Genomic DNA, 17,386 nt, shown 5'->3' on the forward strand with positions numbered 1-17,386 from the left:
CGGGGGCGGGCCCTCCGGCCCGCCCCCGCCCGCGTCTCCCGGCGCCGCACGCCGGTCCGGTATCAGCTCTCCGGCAGGAAGCCGGTCTGGATGAGCTGGTTGCCGCGGCGCCGCGTGATGAACTGCGCGCGGCCCGGGGGCAGCCTGGTCGCCTTGACGTTGCCGAAGACCGGGCCCTCGCCGGGGTCGCCGGACAGCAGCACACCGGTCGCGCCGAGCTCCTTGGTCCGGGTGAGGAACGGCTCGAAGGAGGACCGCGACGCCCCCGAGGTGCTGCGCGACAGGACGATGCGCAGGCCCAGGTCGCGGGCGAACGGCAGGTACTCCATCAGCACCTGCATCGGGTTGCCCATCGAGGTCGCGACCAGGTCGTAGTCGTCGACGAAGACCCACGCGTCGGGCTCGGTGTACCAGCTGCGGTTGCGCAGCTGCTCGGGTGTCACGTCCTGGCCGGGCATCCGCCGGCCCATCGAGCCGGCCAGCGACTCCATGACCTCCTGCAACTGCGGTCCGGAGGCGCAGTACTTGTACATGTGGCTCTCCGGCACCTGACCGAGCAGCGCCCGGCGGAAGTCGGAGACCACGAACAGCGCCTTGCCGGGCTCGTAGCGCTCGCTGACCTGCTTGGCGATCAGCCGCAGCAGTGAGGACTTGCCGGACTCGCTCTCGCCGTAGATCACCATCAGCGGGTCGGTCTCGAAGTCCACGAACACCGGGGAGAGGGTGAGCTCGTCGACGCCGATCGCGATGCCGCGGCCGGAGAAGTCGCCGCCGTCGGGCAGCTCGGTCGCCGGGAGCATCGTCGGCAGCATCCGCACCTTCGGCGCGACCGGGCCCGGCCAGCCCGCGTTGACCTGGGCGACGAACTGCGCCATGCCCTCGGAGAGGTCCTCCACCTCCGAGGAGGCGTCGATGCGCGGCAGCGCCGCCAGGTAGTCCAGCTTCTCCGGGGACAGGCCGCGGCCGGGCTTGCCGACCGGCACGTTCTCGGCGCGCCTGCGGTCGAACTCGGACTCCATCGGGTCGCCGAGCCGCAGTTCCAGCCGGCTGAGGATCTGGTCGCGCAGCGCGGGCCGGATCTCGGTGTAGCGGGTGGCGGTGATGACCAGGTGGATGCCGAAGCCGAGGCCGCGGGCGGCGATGTCGTTGATGACCGGGTCGAGCATCTCGTAGTCGGTCTTGAACGTGCCCCAGCCGTCGATGACCAGGAACACGTCGCCCCACGGCTGGTCCGGGAAGTGCCCCGCCGCCCGCCGGGAGCGGAAGGTGTTCATGGAGTCGATGACGTTGCTGCGGAAGAACTCCTCGCGGGCGTTCAGAATGCCGTGCACCTCGGCGACCGTGCGGCGGACCTTCTCCGCGTCCAGCCGGGAGGCGACCCCGCCGACGTGCGCCAGCCCGTCCAGCGCCAGCATGCCGCCGCCGCCGAAGTCCAGTGCGTAGAACTGGACCTCCTTCGGGGTGTGGGTGAGGGCGAAGGACGCGATGAGCGAGCGCACCAGCGTCGACTTGCCGGACTGCGGGCCGCCGACGACCAGGGCGTGACCGCCGGAGCTCGACAGGTCCGCGTACATGACGTCGCGGCGCTGCTCGAAGGGCTTGTCGACCAGACCGACCGGCACCTGCAGCTTGCCGGTGGCGGTGTAGCCGTCCGCGTGCAGACCCCGTTCGGCGCTGACCGTCAGCGGCGGCAGCACCTGGTCGACGCTGAACGGCTCGTCCAGCGGAGGCAGCCACACCTGGTGGGCGGGCGGCCCCTGGCCTTCCAGCCGGCCGACGATGACGTCGAGCACGGTGTCGGCCAGCGCGTCGTCGACCTGCCCACCGCGCTGCTGCGGCTCCGGCTCGGTGACGATGCGCACGGGCACCGGAGAGGCGGTGAACAGTACGGGGGAGCGGTCGACGCGCGCCCCGCCGGCCGTGCGGGTGCCCGGCGTCCGGTAGGTGCCCGACACGTACGCCGCCTTGAACTGCACCATCGTGTCGGTGCCGTACTTCAGGATGCCCGCGCCCGGGACGTTGGGCAGGTGGTAGGCGTCGGGCACGCCGATCGCGGTCCGCGACTCGGCGGCCGAGAACGTCCGCAGACCGATCCGGTACGACAGGAAGGTGTCCAGGCCGCGCAGCTTGCCCTCCTCCAGGCGCTGCGAGGCCAGCAGCATGTGCACGCCCAGCGAGCGGCCGATGCGCCCGATCTGGATGAACATCTCGATGAAGTCGGGCTTGGCGGCGAGCAGTTCGGAGAACTCGTCGATGATCAGGACCAGCGAGGGCAGCGGGTCGAGCGCCGCGCCCGCCGCACGGGCCTTCTCGTAGTCGGTGATGTTGGCGTAGTTGCCGGCCTGCCGCAGCAGTTCCTGGCGGCGGGTCAGCTCACCGGTGATGGAGTCGCGCATGCGGTCCACCAGGGTCAGCTCGTCGGCCAGGTTGGTGATGACCGCCGACACGTGCGGCATCGTGCCCATGCCGGTGAAGGTCGCGCCGCCCTTGAAGTCGGCGAGCACGAAGTTGAGGGTCTCCGAGGAGTGCGTGACGGCCAGACCCAGCACCAGCGTGCGCAGCAGCTCGGACTTGCCGGAACCGGTGGCGCCGACGCACAGGCCGTGCGGGCCCATGCCCTCCTGCGAGGCCTCCTTGACGTCCAGCATGACCGGCTCGCCGGTCTCGCCCAGGCCGATCGGCACCCGCAGCCGCTCGTGCAGGGTCCGCGGGCGCCAGGTGCGCGCGACGTCCACCAACGCCGCGTCGCCGATCCCCATCAGGTCGGTGAAGTCCAGGTTGGCCAGCAGCGGTTCGTCGGCGTCCGCGGCGCCCAGCCGCAGCGGCGCGAGCTGCCGGGCCAGCGACTCCGCCTGCACCGGGGACAGCACGTCGGGGACGCCGGTGAAGGTGCCGGCCCCGGCCTCCAGGTACAGCTGGTCGCGCCACACCTGGACGGACAGCGAGCCGCGCGCCTCGTCCAGCTCGCCGGGCACGACCTCGAGGATCGTGACGCCCTGCAGTCCCTCGGCGGAGGCGATCACCGAGTCCGCAGGCACGCCGCCGCCGTCCAGGACGATCACCACGTGCGGCTGGTCCAGCACCGGCTGGCCCTCGCGGTTGAAGCGCGGCCGCCCGTCCAGCTCGTCCGACAGCAGCTCCTCGACCTCACCGAGGTCGCCGCATATCAGCCGGCGCGAGCCGGCGCCGTCCTGCTCCGTGTGCTGCGCGTGCGGCAGCCACTTGACCCACTCCCACTCCGGCTGGGCGCCCGGCGCCGCCACGACGGCGACCACCAGGTCCTCCGGCGAGTGCAGGGAGCACAGCTGGCCCACGACGGAACGGGTCTGCCCGTAGACGGTGTCCGGGTCCCCGGAGATCGTCACGTGGTAGAAGGAGCGCAGCCCCACCGCCAGCGGCAGGTTGTCCAGCGAGCCGTGCGCCGCGATGAACTGCTGCATCGAGTGCGCGGTCAGCGGCTCCAGTTCGTCCACCGGCGCGGTCTCCGGCGCCACCAGCGGCGTCGACAGCTGCTGCGGGCCGAGGCCCACCCGCACCTGCGCGAAGTCCGGGTCGGAGGACCGGCGTTCCCACACCCGTGAGCCCTCGGCGACCAGCGCCCACAGCTGTTCGGGAGCCGGATGCAGGTAATACTGCGCGTCGCGCTGCTTGCGGGCGGTCTTGCGCACCCCGCGGCGCACCTGCGCCAGGTACTTCAGGTAGTCCCTTCGGGCCTCCGCCATCTGCCCGGACGGCCCCTTGCGGGCCCGTACGATCTGGGCGACCACCATCGCCACGGTCGAGCCCATCATGAGCACGCCCATGACCTTCATGAACCCGCCGGAGGTCCCCGACCCGGTGGGCAGGAAGAAGAACGCCGCCGACGAACCCATGCCGAGCATCGGCAGCAGGTTCATCAGCAGGCCCTGGTCCTCGCCGCGCGGCAGTTCGGGCGGGGCTTCGAGCCGTACCTCCTCACTCGGCACCTCCGGCGGGTAAACCCGCGGCGGGCGCTTGATGACGACCACGCTCACCGATGCACCAGTCCTTCACGCGAATCGCAGTTTCGGGCCGCCCCCGTGGCGACGGTCCCCCGTATGACACGTCCCGGTCGCGCTCCGCCCTTTCGCGGGGCGGGCGTTGGACCACAGGCAGGTGGCGATCCTACTGGGCATGACAGTTCCAGGGCACTGGGACGGGTGGGGGACAAGGGACTCGGGGTACCCGGTAGGGTGACGGATCGCGAAGCGCGGAACGGGGGTTCCGGCCCTGGACGGCCGCGCGGACCCGACCCCAACCCACCCATCACCGGACGAGGGGGACACTCCAGGTGAGCACGGTCTCAGCGACGGGATTCTGCAGAGTCACGGTGGCGGCGCCGAACAGCCGGATCGATGTGGCACTCCCGGAGGACGTGCCGCTCTCCGACATCCATCCCGAGATACTGCGCCTGTCGGGCCAGACGCCCGACGAAGCCGCCCCCACCGGCTACAACTTGGTCCGTCGTGACGGGCGGGTCCTCGACAGCACCCTGTCCCTGGCGGAACAGCGTGTGCAGGACGGCGAGTTGCTCCTGCTGCGGCCGTTCGCGGACTCGCTGCCGCCCGCCGTGTTCGACGACGTCGTCGACGCCGTCGCCGCCGCGGTCGAGACCGACCGCCGCAGCTGGAACGACGGCCTCATGCGCGTGGTGGGCCTGACCGCGGGCGTCGTCCTGCTCGTCCTCATGGCCTTCGTGCTCTGGTTCTCCGAGCCGGTCAAGCACGACATGCACGGCCTGCCCGGCATCCTCGCCGGCGCCGCGGGCCTGGTGCTGGTGGCGCTCGCCTCGGTGCGCGCCCGCGTGTACGACGACCGCCACTCCGCCGTCGCCCTCGGCCTGTCCTCGCTGCCGCTGCTGCTGGTCGCCGGCTCCGGGATCATGGGCGTGGGCAAGGACGAGGGACCCGGCCGGCTGCACTTCCTCATCGGCTGCGTGGTCGTGCTGATCGCCGCGGTCCTGCTCGTGCTGATGCTGCCGCAGGGGGACGCGCCGTTCGTCGCGGCCTCCTTCACCGCCGGCGTCGGCACCGTGGCCACCTTCGTGGCGATCCTCACCGACGCCGCGCCGCGCGAGGCCGCCGCCGTCACCGCCGTCGTCATGATCGCCGTCATCGGCTTCCTGCCCGGCTGGTCCGCCCGCTTCGCCCGGCTGCCCATCGGCTTCCGCTCGCCCGACCAGGTCCAGGCCCGGCACCGCGGCGACGGCGACCGGCAGGGCGAGGAGGAGCCGGTCGACTTCGAGCGGATCACCAACCAGGCCCGCCGCGGCCACGAGCTGCTGCTCGGCCTGGTCGGCGGCTGCGCCGCCGCGGTCGTCGGCTCCGCAGGCGTCGTGCTCGGCTTCTCCGACAGCACCTGGGCGCAGCTGCTCGCCCTCGCCGTGGGCCTGGCGACCCTGATGCGCGCCCGGCTGTTCCGCTACACCTCTCAGGTCGTGACGCTCATGGTCGCCGGCGTGATCACCGTCGGCCTGCTGATCATCGGCCTCTCCCTCAACCTGCCGACCGACGTCCTCACCGACCTGCTGCGCGGCAACCACTCCTCGCTCGACATCCGCACCGTGTGGCTGTCCGCCGCGGTTGCCCTGGGCGCCGCCCTCCTGGTCGCGGTCGCCCTCGTCGTCCCGAGCAAGGGCGTCACCCCCTTCTGGGGCCGGATGCTCGACCTCGCCGAGGCGACCGTGCTGCTCTCCCTCATCCCGCTCGCCCTCGCGGTCCTCGACCTGTACGCCGAGGCTCGCGGCATGACCAGCGGCTGAGCCCGCGCGGCCCGCGGCCGCCCCCCGCCGCCCGCCACCCCGGCCCCGGACATCGCACCGGGCCCGGGGTGGTACTCTGTGTAACCGATGCGTCCGCCCATGCGCGGCGCGTCATGCCTTCAGGGTCGTCGAAGCTTCTCCTGTGACACAGACCAGGAGCGCCCGGAGGCACCGACACACAAGGAGACCGTATGTCGCTCGACGTCGAGACGAAGAAGCAGATCATCGCCGAGTTCGGCACCAAGGAGGGCGACACCGGCTCCCCCGAGGTCCAGGTCGCGCTGCTCTCGCGCCGCATCTCGGACCTGACCGAGCACCTCAAGACCCACAAGCACGACCACCACTCCCGTCGTGGTCTGCTGATCCTGGTCGGCCAGCGTCGCCGCCTGCTGCAGTACCTGGCCAAGAAGGACATCCAGCGCTTCCGTGCGCTCGTCGACCGCCTCGGCATCCGCCGCGGTGCCGCCGGCGCCCGCTGAGACAGCCGTGGAGGGAGCGGTTCCCAGCCGGGGGCCGCTCCCTTTGCGTACGTACGGGGCCGCGCTGGGCGCGAGACCGGGGCCGAGACTTTGTAGTCTGGTCCCATACACAACGCCATAGAGCATGCGGAGGGAGCGTCCTCCTAGCGCCACCAGAGCCGGTCCTCGGTAGTGGCCCCCGGGCAGCACGTACGTCCCGGTGGCTTCGATCGAAGACCGGCCCGGCGGGACGCCCCTCCACCGACGGTCCCCGGGAAGACGCCCGGGGGCACGAAAGAGGAGAATTCCCATAGTGGAGAACGAGACCCACTACGCCGAGGCCGTGATCGACAACGGCAGCTTCGGCACCCGCACGATCCGCTTCGAGACGGGCCGCCTGGCCCGTCAGGCCGCCGGCTCGGCCGTGGCCTACCTGGACGACGACACCATGGTGCTGTCGGCCACCACCGCCTCGAAGCACCCGAAGGACCAGCTCGACTTCTTCCCGCTGACGGTGGACGTCGAGGAGCGCATGTACGCGGCCGGGCGGATCCCCGGTTCCTTCTTCCGCCGCGAGGGCCGCCCCTCCGAGGACGCGATCCTCACCTGCCGCCTGATCGACCGCCCGCTGCGCCCGTCCTTCAAGAAGGGCCTGCGCAACGAGATCCAGGTCGTGGCGACGGTCATGGCGCTCAACCCCGACCACCTCTACGACGTGGTCGCCATCAACGCCGCCTCCTGCTCCACGCAGCTCGCCGGCCTGCCCTTCTCCGGCCCGGTGGGCGGCGTGCGCGTCGCGCTGATCCGCGGCCAGTGGGTCGCCTTCCCGACCCACAGCGAGCTGGAGGACGCCGTCTTCGACATGGTCGTGGCCGGCCGCACCCTCGAGGACGGCGACGTCGCGATCATGATGGTCGAGGCCGAGGCCACGACCAAGACGATCAAGCTCGTCGAGGGCGGCGCCGAGGCGCCGACCGAGGAGGTCGTCGCGGCGGGCCTGGAGGCCTCCAAGCCCTTCATCAAGGTGCTGTGCAAGGCGCAGGCCGACCTCGCCGCGAAGGCCGCCAAGGAGACCGCCGAGTTCCCGATCTTCCTGGACTACCAGGACGACGTGTTCGAGGCGCTGGAGTCCTCGGTCGCCGACGAGCTGAAGCAGGCGCTGACCATCGCCGGCAAGCAGGCCCGCGAGGCCGAGCTGGACCGGGTGAAGGCGCTCGCCGCCGAGAAGCTGCTGCCGCAGTTCGAGGGCCGCGAGAAGGAGATCTCCGCCGCCTACCGCTCGCTGACCAAGAAGCTGGTCCGTGAGCGCGTCATCAAGGACAAGGTCCGCATCGACGGCCGCGGCGTCACCGACATCCGCACCCTGGCCGCCGAGGTCGAGGCGATCCCGCGGGTGCACGGCTCGGCGCTGTTCGAGCGCGGCGAGACCCAGATCCTGGGTGTCACCACGCTGAACATGCTGCGCATGGAGCAGCAGCTGGACACGCTGGCGCCCGAGACGCGCAAGCGCTACATGCACAACTACAACTTCCCGCCGTACTCCGTCGGCGAGACCGGCCGCGTGGGCTCCCCCAAGCGCCGTGAGATCGGCCACGGCGCGCTGGCCGAGCGGGCGATCCTCCCGGTCCTGCCGGCCCGCGAGGACTTCCCGTACGCCATCCGCCAGGTCTCCGAGGCGCTGGGCTCCAACGGCTCCACCTCCATGGGCTCGGTCTGCGCCTCCACCATGTCGCTGCTGAACGCCGGTGTGCCGCTGAAGGCCCCCGTCGCCGGCATCGCCATGGGCCTGATCTCCCAGGAGATCGACGGCGAGACCCACTACGTCACCCTCACCGACATCCTCGGTGCGGAGGACGCCTTCGGCGACATGGACTTCAAGGTCGCCGGCACCAAGCAGTTCGTCACCGCGCTGCAGCTGGACACCAAGCTCGACGGCATCCCGGCGTCGGTCCTGGCCGCGGCCCTCAAGCAGGCCCGCGACGCCCGTCTGCACATCCTCGACGTGATGATGGAGGCGATCGACACTCCGGACGAGATGTCGCCGAACGCCCCGCGCATCATCACCGTCAAGATCCCGGTGGACAAGATCGGTGAGGTCATCGGCCCCAAGGGCAAGATGATCAACCAGATCCAGGAGGACACCGGCGCCGAGATCACCATCGAGGACGACGGCACCATCTACATCGGTGCCGCCGACGGCCCGTCCGCCGAGGCCGCCCGCGCCACCATCAACGGCATCGCCAACCCGACGATGCCCGAGGTCGGCGAGCGCTACCTGGGCACGGTCGTGAAGACCACCACCTTCGGTGCCTTCGTCTCCCTGCTCCCGGGCAAGGACGGCCTGCTGCACATCTCGCAGATCCGGAAGCTGGCCGGCGGCAAGCGCGTCGAGAACGTCGAGGACGTCCTCGCCGTGGGCTCCAAGGTCCAGGTCGAGATCGCCGAGATCGACCAGCGCGGCAAGCTCTCGCTGATCCCGGTCATCGAGGGCGAGGACGCCGCGGCCGACGACAAGGCCGAGGACGCGACCGAGAAGTGACCACCCGTTCCACACGCGTGACGGCCCGCCCCTCCACCAAGGGGCGGGCCGTCCGCACGCAGACCCTCCTGCCCGGCACCGACGGCATCGGCACGGTCCGGCGCAGCGTCCTCCCCGGTGGACTGCGCGTCGTCACCGAGACCCTGCCCACCGTGCGCTCCGCGACCTTCGGCATCTGGGTCGGCGTCGGCTCACGCGACGAGACCCCCGCGCTCAACGGCGCCACGCACTACCTGGAGCACCTGCTCTTCAAGGGCACCGCGCGGCGCAGCGCCCTGGAGATCTCCGCGGCGGTCGACGCCGTCGGCGGCGAGATGAACGCTTTTACGGCCAAGGAGTACACGTGCTACTACGCGCGTGTCCTCGACACCGACCTGCCGCTCGCCATCGACGTCGTCTGCGACATGCTGACCGGCTCCCTGATCCGCCAGGAGGACATCGACGCCGAGCGCGGTGTTGTTCTGGAGGAGATCGCGATGACCGAGGACGACCCCGGCGACCAGGTCCACGACCTGTTCGCCACCGCCATGCTGGGCGACTCCCCGCTGGGCCGCCCCGTCCTCGGCACCGTCGACACCATCAACGCCCTCACCCGCGACCAGGTCGCCCGCTTCTACCGGAAGCACTACGACCCGACACGGCTGGTCGTCGCCGCGGCGGGCAACGTCGACCACGCGACCGTCGTCCGCCAGGTCCGCAAGGCCTTCGAGGACGCGGGCGCCCTCCGCGACGCCGACGCCGTGCCCCGCCCGCCGCGCGGCGGCGCCCGCACGATACGCGGCCAGGGCCGGGTGGAGCTGCTCGAACGCCGCACCGAGCAGGCCCACGTCGTGCTCGGCATGCCCGGGCTGTCCCGGCACGACGACCGGCGCTGGGCGCTCGGGGTGCTCAACACCGCCCTGGGCGGCGGCATGAGCTCCCGGCTGTTCCAGGAGGTCCGCGAGAAGCGCGGCCTCGCCTACAGCGTCTACTCGTACACCTCCTCCTTCGCGGACTGCGGCCTGTTCGGGGTGTACGCCGGCTGCCAGCCGCGCCGGGTCCACGAGGTCCTCAAGATCTGCCGCGAGGAACTGGACCAGGTCGCCGAGCACGGGCTGAGCGACGAGGAACTGCACCGCGCCATCGGCCAGTTCTCCGGCTCGACCGTGCTCAGCCTGGAGGACACCGGCGCGCTCATGAACCGGATCGGCAAGAGCGAGCTCTGCTGGGGCGAGCAGATGTCGGTGGACGCCACACTGGAGAGGATCGCCGCGGTCACGCCCGACGAGGTGCGCGCGGTCGCCCGCGACGTCCTGGGACAACGTCCCTCGCTGGCCGTCATAGGCCCGCTGAAGGACCGGCAGGCCGCCCGCCTGCACGAGTCCGTCGTCTGACCTGAGCCGTACCGACCGTCTCGAACGTCTGGACCGGAGGACTGGAACGATGAGCAAGATCCGCGTGGGTGTGATCGGGGCCCGCGGCCGCATGGGCGCCGAGGCGGTCAAGGCCGTCGAGGCCGCGGACGACCTCGAACTGGTGGCGGCCATCGGCCGCGAGGACAAGCTGGAGGCCCTCGCCGAGAACGAGGCCCAGGTCGCGGTCGAACTGACCACTCCGGGCTCGGTCATGGGCAACCTCGACTTCTGCCTGCGGCACGGCATCCACGCCGTCGTCGGCACCACCGGCTGGACCGACGAGCGCCTGGACACCCTGCGCGGCTGGCTCGGCGCGGCGCCGGGCACCGGCGTGCTCATCGCGCCGAACTTCGGCATCGGGGCGGTCCTGGCCATGCGCTTCGCCCGGCAGGCGGCCCGCTTCTTCGAGTCCGCCGAGATCGTCGAACTCCACCACCCGGACAAGGTCGACGCCCCCAGCGGCACCGCCGTCCGCACCGCCCAGCTCATCGCCGACGCCCGCCGCGAGGCCGGGCTCGGCGAGCAGCCGGACGCCACCGCCACCGCCCTGGACGGGGCACGCGGCGCCGACGTCGAGGGCGTGCCCGTGCACGCGGTGCGGCTGCGCGGGCTCGTCGCCCACCAGGAGGTCCTCTTCGGCGACGCCGGAGAGGTCCTCACCATCCGTCACGACTCCATGAACCGCGGCTCCTTCATGCCGGGCGTGCTGCTCGGCGTGCGCAGGGTCGTCTCCACGCCGGGGCTCACCTTCGGCCTGGAGCACTTCATGGACCTCGACTGACCGACCCAGAGACCACGACACAGACACAGCCAGCGACCGGAAGCCGGGTCCGCCCACCATGCGCGCAAAGATCACCTACTTCGTCCTCGCGGCCGTCCTGGTCGTCTACTTCGTGCTGGCCGGCGCCCGCGGCGTCTGGCTGATCCAGGACGGCCGCCCGGTCACGGTGGTCCTCGGCGTGGCCGTGCTCGTACTGCCACTGGTCGGCGTCTGGTTCCTGGTCCGTACGACGCAGTTCGCGCACCACGCGGACCGGCTGGCCCGCGAACTGGAGGCCGAGGGCGGACTCCCGGAGGACGAGCTGGTGCGCACCCCGAGCGGGCGCGTCGACCGGGCCTCCGCCGACGCGGTCTTCGCCCGGCGCAAGGCCGAGACGGAGGCCGCGCCGGAGGACTGGCGGACCTGGTTCCGGCTCGCCGTCGCCTACCACGACGCCCGTGACACCCCGCGGGCCCGCAAGGCCATGCAGCGCGCGATCGCCCTGCGGGGGAAGGCGCCCCAGACTCCCTGAGCGGGGCCGCCCGCCCTCAGCCCGGCAGGACGGTCGTCCCGGTCTCCCCGGGGCCGCCGCTCAGCGCCCGCACCAGGGCGTGCGCGACGCGGCCGTCGAGGACCCGCGCGCTGCGGACCCCGGCCCGCACCGCGCGCAGGCAGCTCTCCATCTTGGGCACCATGCCGCCCCCGAGGGAGGGCAGCACCAGCTCCAGCTCGCTGGCCGTGAGCCGCTCCAGCACCCGCTCCCGGCGCGGCCAGTCCGCGTACAGCCCGGGCACGTCGGTGAGCACCACCAGGGCCTCCGCGCCCAGCGCCGCGGCGAGCGCACCCGCGGCCGCGTCCGCGTTGACGTTGTAGACCTCGCCGTCCGTGCCGCGGCCGAGCGGTGAGACCACCGGGACGTGGCCGTGGTCCAGCAGCACGTCCAGGGCCGCGGTGTTGACCTCCGTCACGTCCCCGACCAGGCCGATGTCCATCAGCTCCCCGCCGACCTCGGCGTAGCGGCGCACCGCGGTGAGGGTGTGCGCGTCCTCGCCGGTGAGCCCGACGGCGTACGGGCCGTGCTCGTTGACCAGGCGTACCAGCTCCCGCTGCACCTTGCCGGCGAGCACCATCCGCACCACGTCCAGCGTCTCCGGCGTGGTCACGCGCTGCCCGCCCAGGAACTGCGCGGGCACGCCCAGCCGGTCGAGCTGCGCGCTGATCTGCGGACCGCCCCCGTGCACCACCACGGTCCGCACCCCGGCCCGCCGCAGCCGGACCACGTCCTCGGCGAAGGAACGCAGCAGCGGCCCGTCGGTCATGGCGTGCCCGCCGAACTTCACGACGACGGAGCGGCCCCGCAGGCGTTCCAGCGCGGGCAACGGCCCGGGACGGCTGAGGAGCGGGTTCGGGTGCGGCGGTGCGAACAACAGTCGCTCCAGGTCCTCGACGGGCCAAGTCGGCCGGACGCTAACAGCCGCAGGCGAACGTCCGATGACGACCGTCTGTCGGCCACCCGGCGGCCACGACGCGGCGCCGTTCCGGCCGCACGACGGGGCCGTGCCGCCGATGCCGAGGGGGACCGGGCCCCGGTACTCCCGGCCCGGACGACAGCCTGTCGCGCGGGGCCGTCAGCCGCAGCCGTCAGGCGCAGCGGACGCCGGGGAGAGCCCCGGCGCCGCCTCGGGGGGACCTACCGGCTCAGCTCCGCTGCCCAGCCCTCTATGGCGTCGGCGGCCTGGTCGAAGGCCTCGGTGCGGCCCAGGAAGTCCGCGTTGTGGTCGGTGAGCAGCGGTCGCATGCGCTCGCCGTCGGCCCGCGCGACGACCAGCGACTGGCCCTGCACGGTCCGGGGCAGCCCCAGCCACTTCACCGGCTGCTGGGCCGTACGGACGGACGCGACCCGGTTCCACGGCAGCGTCGTGGTGTACAGGAAGCCCACCTGCCGCAGCCCGCGCGCGCTCACCCAGATCCCCACGCGCAGCAGACGCAGCGCGCAGCCGATGGCCAGCACCGCCGCGACGAGCGTGGCGATCACCCCGGACCCGTTGCCCGCGAGCCCCATGATCACCGCGGCGAAGAGCAGGTACGAGGCGAGCATCAGCAGCATCGCCGCCGCGGCGACCCGCCAGGGTCCCGGCCGGTAGGGACGGATCCACCCGTCCTGGACCCGGTGCGGAAGGGCGGCGTCCGCGGCGTACTCGTCGTGGCCGCTGTCGGCGGCGAGGAAGGGCAGAGACACATCGGTGAGGCTAGCGGGCCCCGCCGGGACCGGCCAGCAGTGGTCCGCCGGTCGTCTGCCTTGCTCCGCTTTGCGGGGGTGGGCCCGGTGTCGACGGGTGTCGGGGGATGTCGGAGCGGGCGCATAGGCTGGGCGCCGCCCCAAGCTCCGTGAGGAAGGACGCCCGGTGACCGAAACCTCCGCCGACGATTCCGTGCAGTTCCGCGACGACGTGACCGTCCAGCTCGTCAAGCACAGCGCGGCCGACTCCGACGTGCTCTGGGCCGCCCGGGTCTCCACGGCCGGCGAGCAGTCCCTGGCCGAGCTGACCAAGGACCCGGAGCGCTCCAAGGGCTTGATCAACTTCCTCATGCGGGACCGCCACGGCAGCCCCTTCGAGCACAACTCGATGACCTTCTTCGTCAGCGCCCCGATCTTCGTCTTCCGCGAGTTCATGCGCCACCGCGTCGGATGGTCCTACAACGAGGAGTCCGGCAGGTACCGCGAGCTGGAGCCGGTCTTCTACGTGCCGTCCACCGACCGCAAGCTCGTGCAGCAGGGCCGCCCCGGGAAGTACGAGTTCGTGCACGGGTCCCCGGAGCAGCACCAGTCCGTCGTGGACGCCATGGAGGCCTCCTACCGGCAGTCCTACGACGCGTACCAGAAGATGCTGGCGGCCGGCGTCGCCCGCGAGGTCGCCCGGGCCACGCTGCCCGTGGGCCTGTTCTCGTCGATGTACGCCACCTGCAACGCCCGCTCGCTGATGCACTTCCTCGGCCTGCGCACCCAGCACGAGCTGGCCAAGGTCCCGTCCTTCCCGCAGCGCGAGATCGAGATGGTCGGGGAGCGCATGGAAGCCGAATGGGCGAAGCTCATGCCGCTCACCCACGCCGCCTTCAACGCCAACGGCCGGACCGCTCCGTAGCAGGTCACCACTCATCCGGAATCTTCCGATTGCCGGGTTTCATGCAATTCGTCTAGTCTTCAGAAACGGATTCCGGTGCTGCTTGAACCCCCGAGCAGGCAGCGCCGGAGTCCTCATCGCAGGTCCCGAGGGGGTGCCCCGGTAGCGGCACCGAGTAGCGTTGGACCCATGGCTCCGACCTCCACCCCGCAGACCCCCTTCGGGCGGGTCCTGACCGCAATGGTCACGCCGTTCACCGCGGACGGCGCCCTCGACCTCGACGGCGCGCAGCGGCTCGCCGCCCACCTCGTCGAGGCAGGCAACGACGGCCTGGTCGTCAACGGCACCACCGGTGAGTCGCCGACCACCAGCGACGTGGAGAAAGAGCAGCTCGTCCGGGCCGTACTGGAGGCGGTCGGCGACCGTGCCTTCGTCGTCGCCGGCGTCGGCACCAACGACACCCACCACAGCGTCGAGCTGGCCCGCCAGGCGGAGCGCGCTGGCGCCCACGGCCTGCTCACGGTGACGCCGTACTACAACAAGCCCCCGCAGGAGGGCCTGTACCGGCACTTCACCGCCGTCGCGGACGCCACCGGCCTGCCGGTCATGCTCTACGACATCCCCGGCCGCAGCGGCGTCCCCATCGAGACCGAGACCCTCGTCCGGCTCGCCGAGCACCCCCGGATCGTGGCCAACAAGGACGCCAAGGGCGACCTCGGCGCCGCGAGCTGGGCCATCAGCCGCAGCGGCCTCGCCTGGTACTCGGGCGACGACATGCTCAACCTGCCGCTGCTCTCGGTCGGCGCCGCCGGCTTCGTCTCCGTCGTGGGACATCTGGTCAGCCCTGAGCTACGGGCCCTCCTCGAGGCGTATCTCTCCGGTGACGTCCACAAGGCGACCGAGATCCACCAGAAGCTGCTCCCGGTCTTCACCGGCGTCTTCCGCACCCAGGGCGTCATCACCACCAAGGCCGCCCTGGCCCTGCAGGGGCTGCCCGCCGGTCCGCTCCGGCTCCCGCTCGTGGAGCTCGACGAGGCCGCGACGGCACAGCTGAAGCAGGATCTCGCCGCCGGCGGGGTACAGCTGTAACCAAAGACTTGAGAACTGAATACCGCTCCATGAGGACAAACGCAGAAGCAAGCACGCTGTCACGTGCGCACGGTCTCCCCGGGCCTCGGCCCGGGGCCTGTGGCGTGCGTGGTGAGGAGAGACTTTGAGCCATCCGCACCCTGAGCTCGGCCCACCCCCCGCGCTGCCCGAAGGGGGTTTGCGCATCACCCCGCTCGGCGGTCTCGGTGAGATCGGCCGCAACATGACGGTCTTCGAGTACGGCGGCCGGCTGCTGATCGTCGACTGCGGGGTGCTCTTCCCGGAGGAGGAGCAGCCCGGAGTCGACCTGATCCTGCCGGACTTCACGTCGATCCGTGACCGCCTGGACGACGTCGTCGGCATCGTCCTCACCCACGGCCACGAGGACCACATCGGCGCCGTCCCCTACCTCCTGCGGGAGAAGGACGACATCCCGCTGATCGGTTCCAAGCTGACCCTGGCCCTCATCGAGGCCAAGCTCGCCGAGCACCGCATCCGCCCCTACACCCTCGAGGTCGCGGAGGGGCAGCGCGAGCGCATCGGGCCCTTCGACTGCGAGTTCGTCGCGGTCAACCACTCCATCCCGGACGCCCTCGCGGTCGCCATCCGCACCCCGGCCGGCACGGTCGTGCACACCGGCGACTTCAAGATGGACCAGCTGCCGCTCGACGGCCGGCTCACCGACCTGCACGCCTTCGCGCGGCTGGCGGAGGAGGGCATCGACCTGCTGCTCTCGGACTCCACCAACGCGGAGGTCCCCGGATTCATCCCGCATGAGCGGGACATCCTGCCGGTGCTCCGCAACGTCTTCGCCAACGCCGACAAGCGGATCATCGTGGCCAGCTTCGCCAGCCACGTGCACCGCATCCAGCAGGTGCTCGACGCCGCCCACGAACGCGGCCGCAAGGTCGCCTTCATCGGGCGCTCCATGGTCCGCAACATGGGCATCGCCCGCGACCTCGGCTACCTCCGGGTCCCGCCGGGTCTGATCGTCGAGGTCAAGACGCTCGACGACCTGCCGGACGAGAAGGTCGTCCTGGTCTGCACCGGCTCCCAGGGCGAGCCCATGGCGGCCCTGTCCCGGATGGCCAACCGTGACCACCAGATCCGCATCGTCGAGGGCGACACCGTCGTGCTCGCCTCGTCGCTCATCCCGGGCAACGAGACCGCGGTGTACCGGGTGATCAACGGCCTCACCCGCTGGGGTGCCAAGGTCGTGCACAAGGGCAACGCCAAGGTGCACGTCTCCGGCCACGCCTCCGCCGGCGAGCTGCTGTACTTCTACAACATCTGCAGGCCCCGCAACCTCATGCCGGTGCACGGAGAGTGGCGGCACCTGCGGGCCAACGCCGAACTCGGGCAGGCCACCGGCATCCCGAAGGAGCGCTGCGTCCTCGCCGAGGACGGCCTGGTCGTCGACCTCGTCGACGGCGTCGCCAAGGTCACCGGCAAGGTGCAGGCCGGGTACGTCTACGTCGACGGCCTCTCGGTCGGCGACGTCACGGAGAGTTCCCTCAAGGACCGCCGCATCCTCGGCGAGGAGGGCATCGTCTCGGTGTTCGTCGTCGTCGACAGCACCACCGGCAAGGTCGTCGGCGGCCCGTTCGTCCAGGCCCGCGGCTCCGGCATCGAGGACGAGGCCTTCAACGCGGTGCTCCCCAAGATCGAGGAGTCCCTCGCCCGTGCCGCCTCCGACGGGGTCGCCGAGGTCAGGCAGTTGCAGCAGCTCATTCGCCGCGCGATCGGCAAGTGGGTCTCCGACAACTACCGTCGCCGCCCGATGATCCTCCCCGTGGTCGTGGAGGTCTGACGCACCACCAGGAGCGGGGCACCCCGATTTGCATCGGGGTGCCCCGCTCCAGTACGTTGGCACAACCCCCGCGACGAGAACGCCACGGAGACGTGCGTCCTCTCAGCGGCCGGTAAATCCGACGGAAAGCATCTGCTAAAGTCGGGGAGCGCGAAAGCCGAAAGGCCGGAACGCAAAAGCAAGAAAAGCAGGAGATCCCGCCGGCGGGAATCGGGCCCGAAAGAGTCTGATAAAGTCGGAGACGTCGAAAGGTGAAAGCCCGGAGATGAAAACCCCGCTCCAATAGGGGGCCGGAAACGAAGAGCGGAAACGCGAAACGGATCTGGTAAGGTTGGAGACGACGAAGGGAAAGCCCGGAGGGGCCGGTGAAACGGTCTCGAAGGAAGCTTCCGTTCCTTGAGAACTCAACAGCGTGCCAAAAGTCAACGCCAGATA

The 17,386-nt window shown here is 71.2% G+C and carries 13 protein-coding genes; 9 read left to right on the forward strand and 4 right to left on the reverse strand.

Translation table 11 applies throughout. The annotated features are described in order from the left end of the window. Window positions 1-62: 62 nt before the first annotated feature. A complete protein-coding gene (gene eccCa, locus ABZ479_RS35365; RefSeq protein ID WP_500465379.1) occupies window positions 63-4,013 on the reverse strand; it encodes a type VII secretion protein EccCa in 3,951 nt (1,316 codons plus the stop codon). Window positions 4,014-4,309: 296 nt separating this feature from the next. Between eccCa and eccD the strand changes: the two genes are divergently transcribed. From eccD to ABZ479_RS35395, 6 genes are all read left to right on the forward strand, one after another. Then, window positions 4,310-5,779: a type VII secretion integral membrane protein EccD gene (eccD, locus tag ABZ479_RS35370; protein ID WP_500465380.1), complete on the forward strand. Its 1,470-nt coding sequence runs from the start codon at window positions 4,310-4,312 to the stop codon at window positions 5,777-5,779. Between the two features lie 191 nt (window positions 5,780-5,970). Next, entirely contained in the window at window positions 5,971-6,258 is a 288-nt protein-coding gene (rpsO, locus tag ABZ479_RS35375; RefSeq protein WP_499602035.1) for a 30S ribosomal protein S15, read from the forward strand. Between the two features lie 292 nt (window positions 6,259-6,550). After that, on the forward strand, window positions 6,551-8,776 hold the full coding sequence (locus ABZ479_RS35380) for a polyribonucleotide nucleotidyltransferase (RefSeq protein WP_500465381.1): 2,226 nt from the start codon (window positions 6,551-6,553) through the stop codon (window positions 8,774-8,776). Beyond that, window positions 8,773-10,149 carry a M16 family metallopeptidase gene (locus tag ABZ479_RS35385; protein ID WP_499602032.1) on the forward strand — a complete coding sequence of 459 codons (1,377 nt, stop codon included), beginning with the start codon at window positions 8,773-8,775 and terminating at the stop codon, window positions 10,147-10,149. Before ABZ479_RS35380 ends, ABZ479_RS35385 begins: the two co-directional genes overlap by 4 nt. Before the next feature lie 49 nt (window positions 10,150-10,198). Beyond that, complete coding sequence (gene dapB / locus ABZ479_RS35390; protein ID WP_499602031.1) at window positions 10,199-10,951, forward strand: 4-hydroxy-tetrahydrodipicolinate reductase; 753 nt, start codon at window positions 10,199-10,201, stop codon at window positions 10,949-10,951. 58 nt (window positions 10,952-11,009) lie between these two features. Further along, entirely contained in the window at window positions 11,010-11,462 is a 453-nt protein-coding gene (locus ABZ479_RS35395; protein WP_499602029.1) for a hypothetical protein, read from the forward strand. Between the two features lie 16 nt (window positions 11,463-11,478). Here ABZ479_RS35395 and argB read toward each other — a convergent pair whose 3' ends face one another. Together argB and ABZ479_RS35405 are read right to left on the reverse strand one after the other, a co-directional pair. Beyond that, complete coding sequence (gene argB / locus ABZ479_RS35400; RefSeq protein WP_500465382.1) at window positions 11,479-12,357, reverse strand: acetylglutamate kinase; 879 nt, start codon at window positions 12,355-12,357, stop codon at window positions 11,479-11,481. A 263-nt stretch (window positions 12,358-12,620) separates the two neighbouring features. Next, a complete protein-coding gene (locus ABZ479_RS35405) occupies window positions 12,621-13,169 on the reverse strand; it encodes an SCO5741 family PH domain-containing membrane protein (protein ID WP_500465383.1) in 549 nt (182 codons plus the stop codon). Between the two features lie 166 nt (window positions 13,170-13,335). Here ABZ479_RS35405 and thyX point away from each other — a divergent pair, with 166 nt between their 5' ends. The 3 genes from thyX to ABZ479_RS35420 all read left to right on the forward strand — a co-directional run bounded on the left by thyX (window position 13,336) and on the right by ABZ479_RS35420 (window position 16,951). After that, window positions 13,336-14,073, forward strand: coding sequence for an FAD-dependent thymidylate synthase (gene thyX, locus ABZ479_RS35410; RefSeq protein ID WP_499602024.1), 738 nt, complete (start codon window positions 13,336-13,338; stop codon window positions 14,071-14,073). Between the two features lie 168 nt (window positions 14,074-14,241). Then, window positions 14,242-15,141, forward strand: coding sequence for a 4-hydroxy-tetrahydrodipicolinate synthase (gene dapA, locus ABZ479_RS35415; protein WP_499602023.1), 900 nt, complete (start codon window positions 14,242-14,244; stop codon window positions 15,139-15,141). 124 nt (window positions 15,142-15,265) lie between these two features. Next, window positions 15,266-16,951, forward strand: a complete 1,686-nt coding sequence (locus tag ABZ479_RS35420) for a ribonuclease J (protein ID WP_499602021.1) — start codon at window positions 15,266-15,268, stop codon at window positions 16,949-16,951. A gap of 135 nt (window positions 16,952-17,086) precedes the next feature. Here ABZ479_RS35420 and ABZ479_RS35425 read toward each other — a convergent pair. Then, window positions 17,087-17,386 (reverse strand): hypothetical protein (locus ABZ479_RS35425; protein ID WP_500465384.1); only part of this gene is annotated, 300 nt, incomplete at its 5' end.

Source organism: Streptomyces sp. NPDC005722 (assembly GCF_040630935.1).
GTDB lineage: Bacteria > Actinomycetota > Actinomycetes > Streptomycetales > Streptomycetaceae > Actinacidiphila.

Excerpts from the sequence above, each read along its gene's own strand:
- rpsO (WP_499602035.1), top strand. The coding sequence starts at position 5,971 with ATGTCGCTCGACGTCGAGACGAAGAAGCAGATCATCGCCGAGTTCGGC.
- dapB (WP_499602031.1), top strand. The coding sequence starts at position 10,199 with ATGAGCAAGATCCGCGTGGGTGTGATCGGGGCCCGCGGCCGCATGGGC.
- ABZ479_RS35395 (WP_499602029.1), top strand. The coding sequence starts at position 11,010 with ATGCGCGCAAAGATCACCTACTTCGTCCTCGCGGCCGTCCTGGTCGTC.
- dapA (WP_499602023.1), top strand. The coding sequence starts at position 14,242 with ATGGCTCCGACCTCCACCCCGCAGACCCCCTTCGGGCGGGTCCTGACC.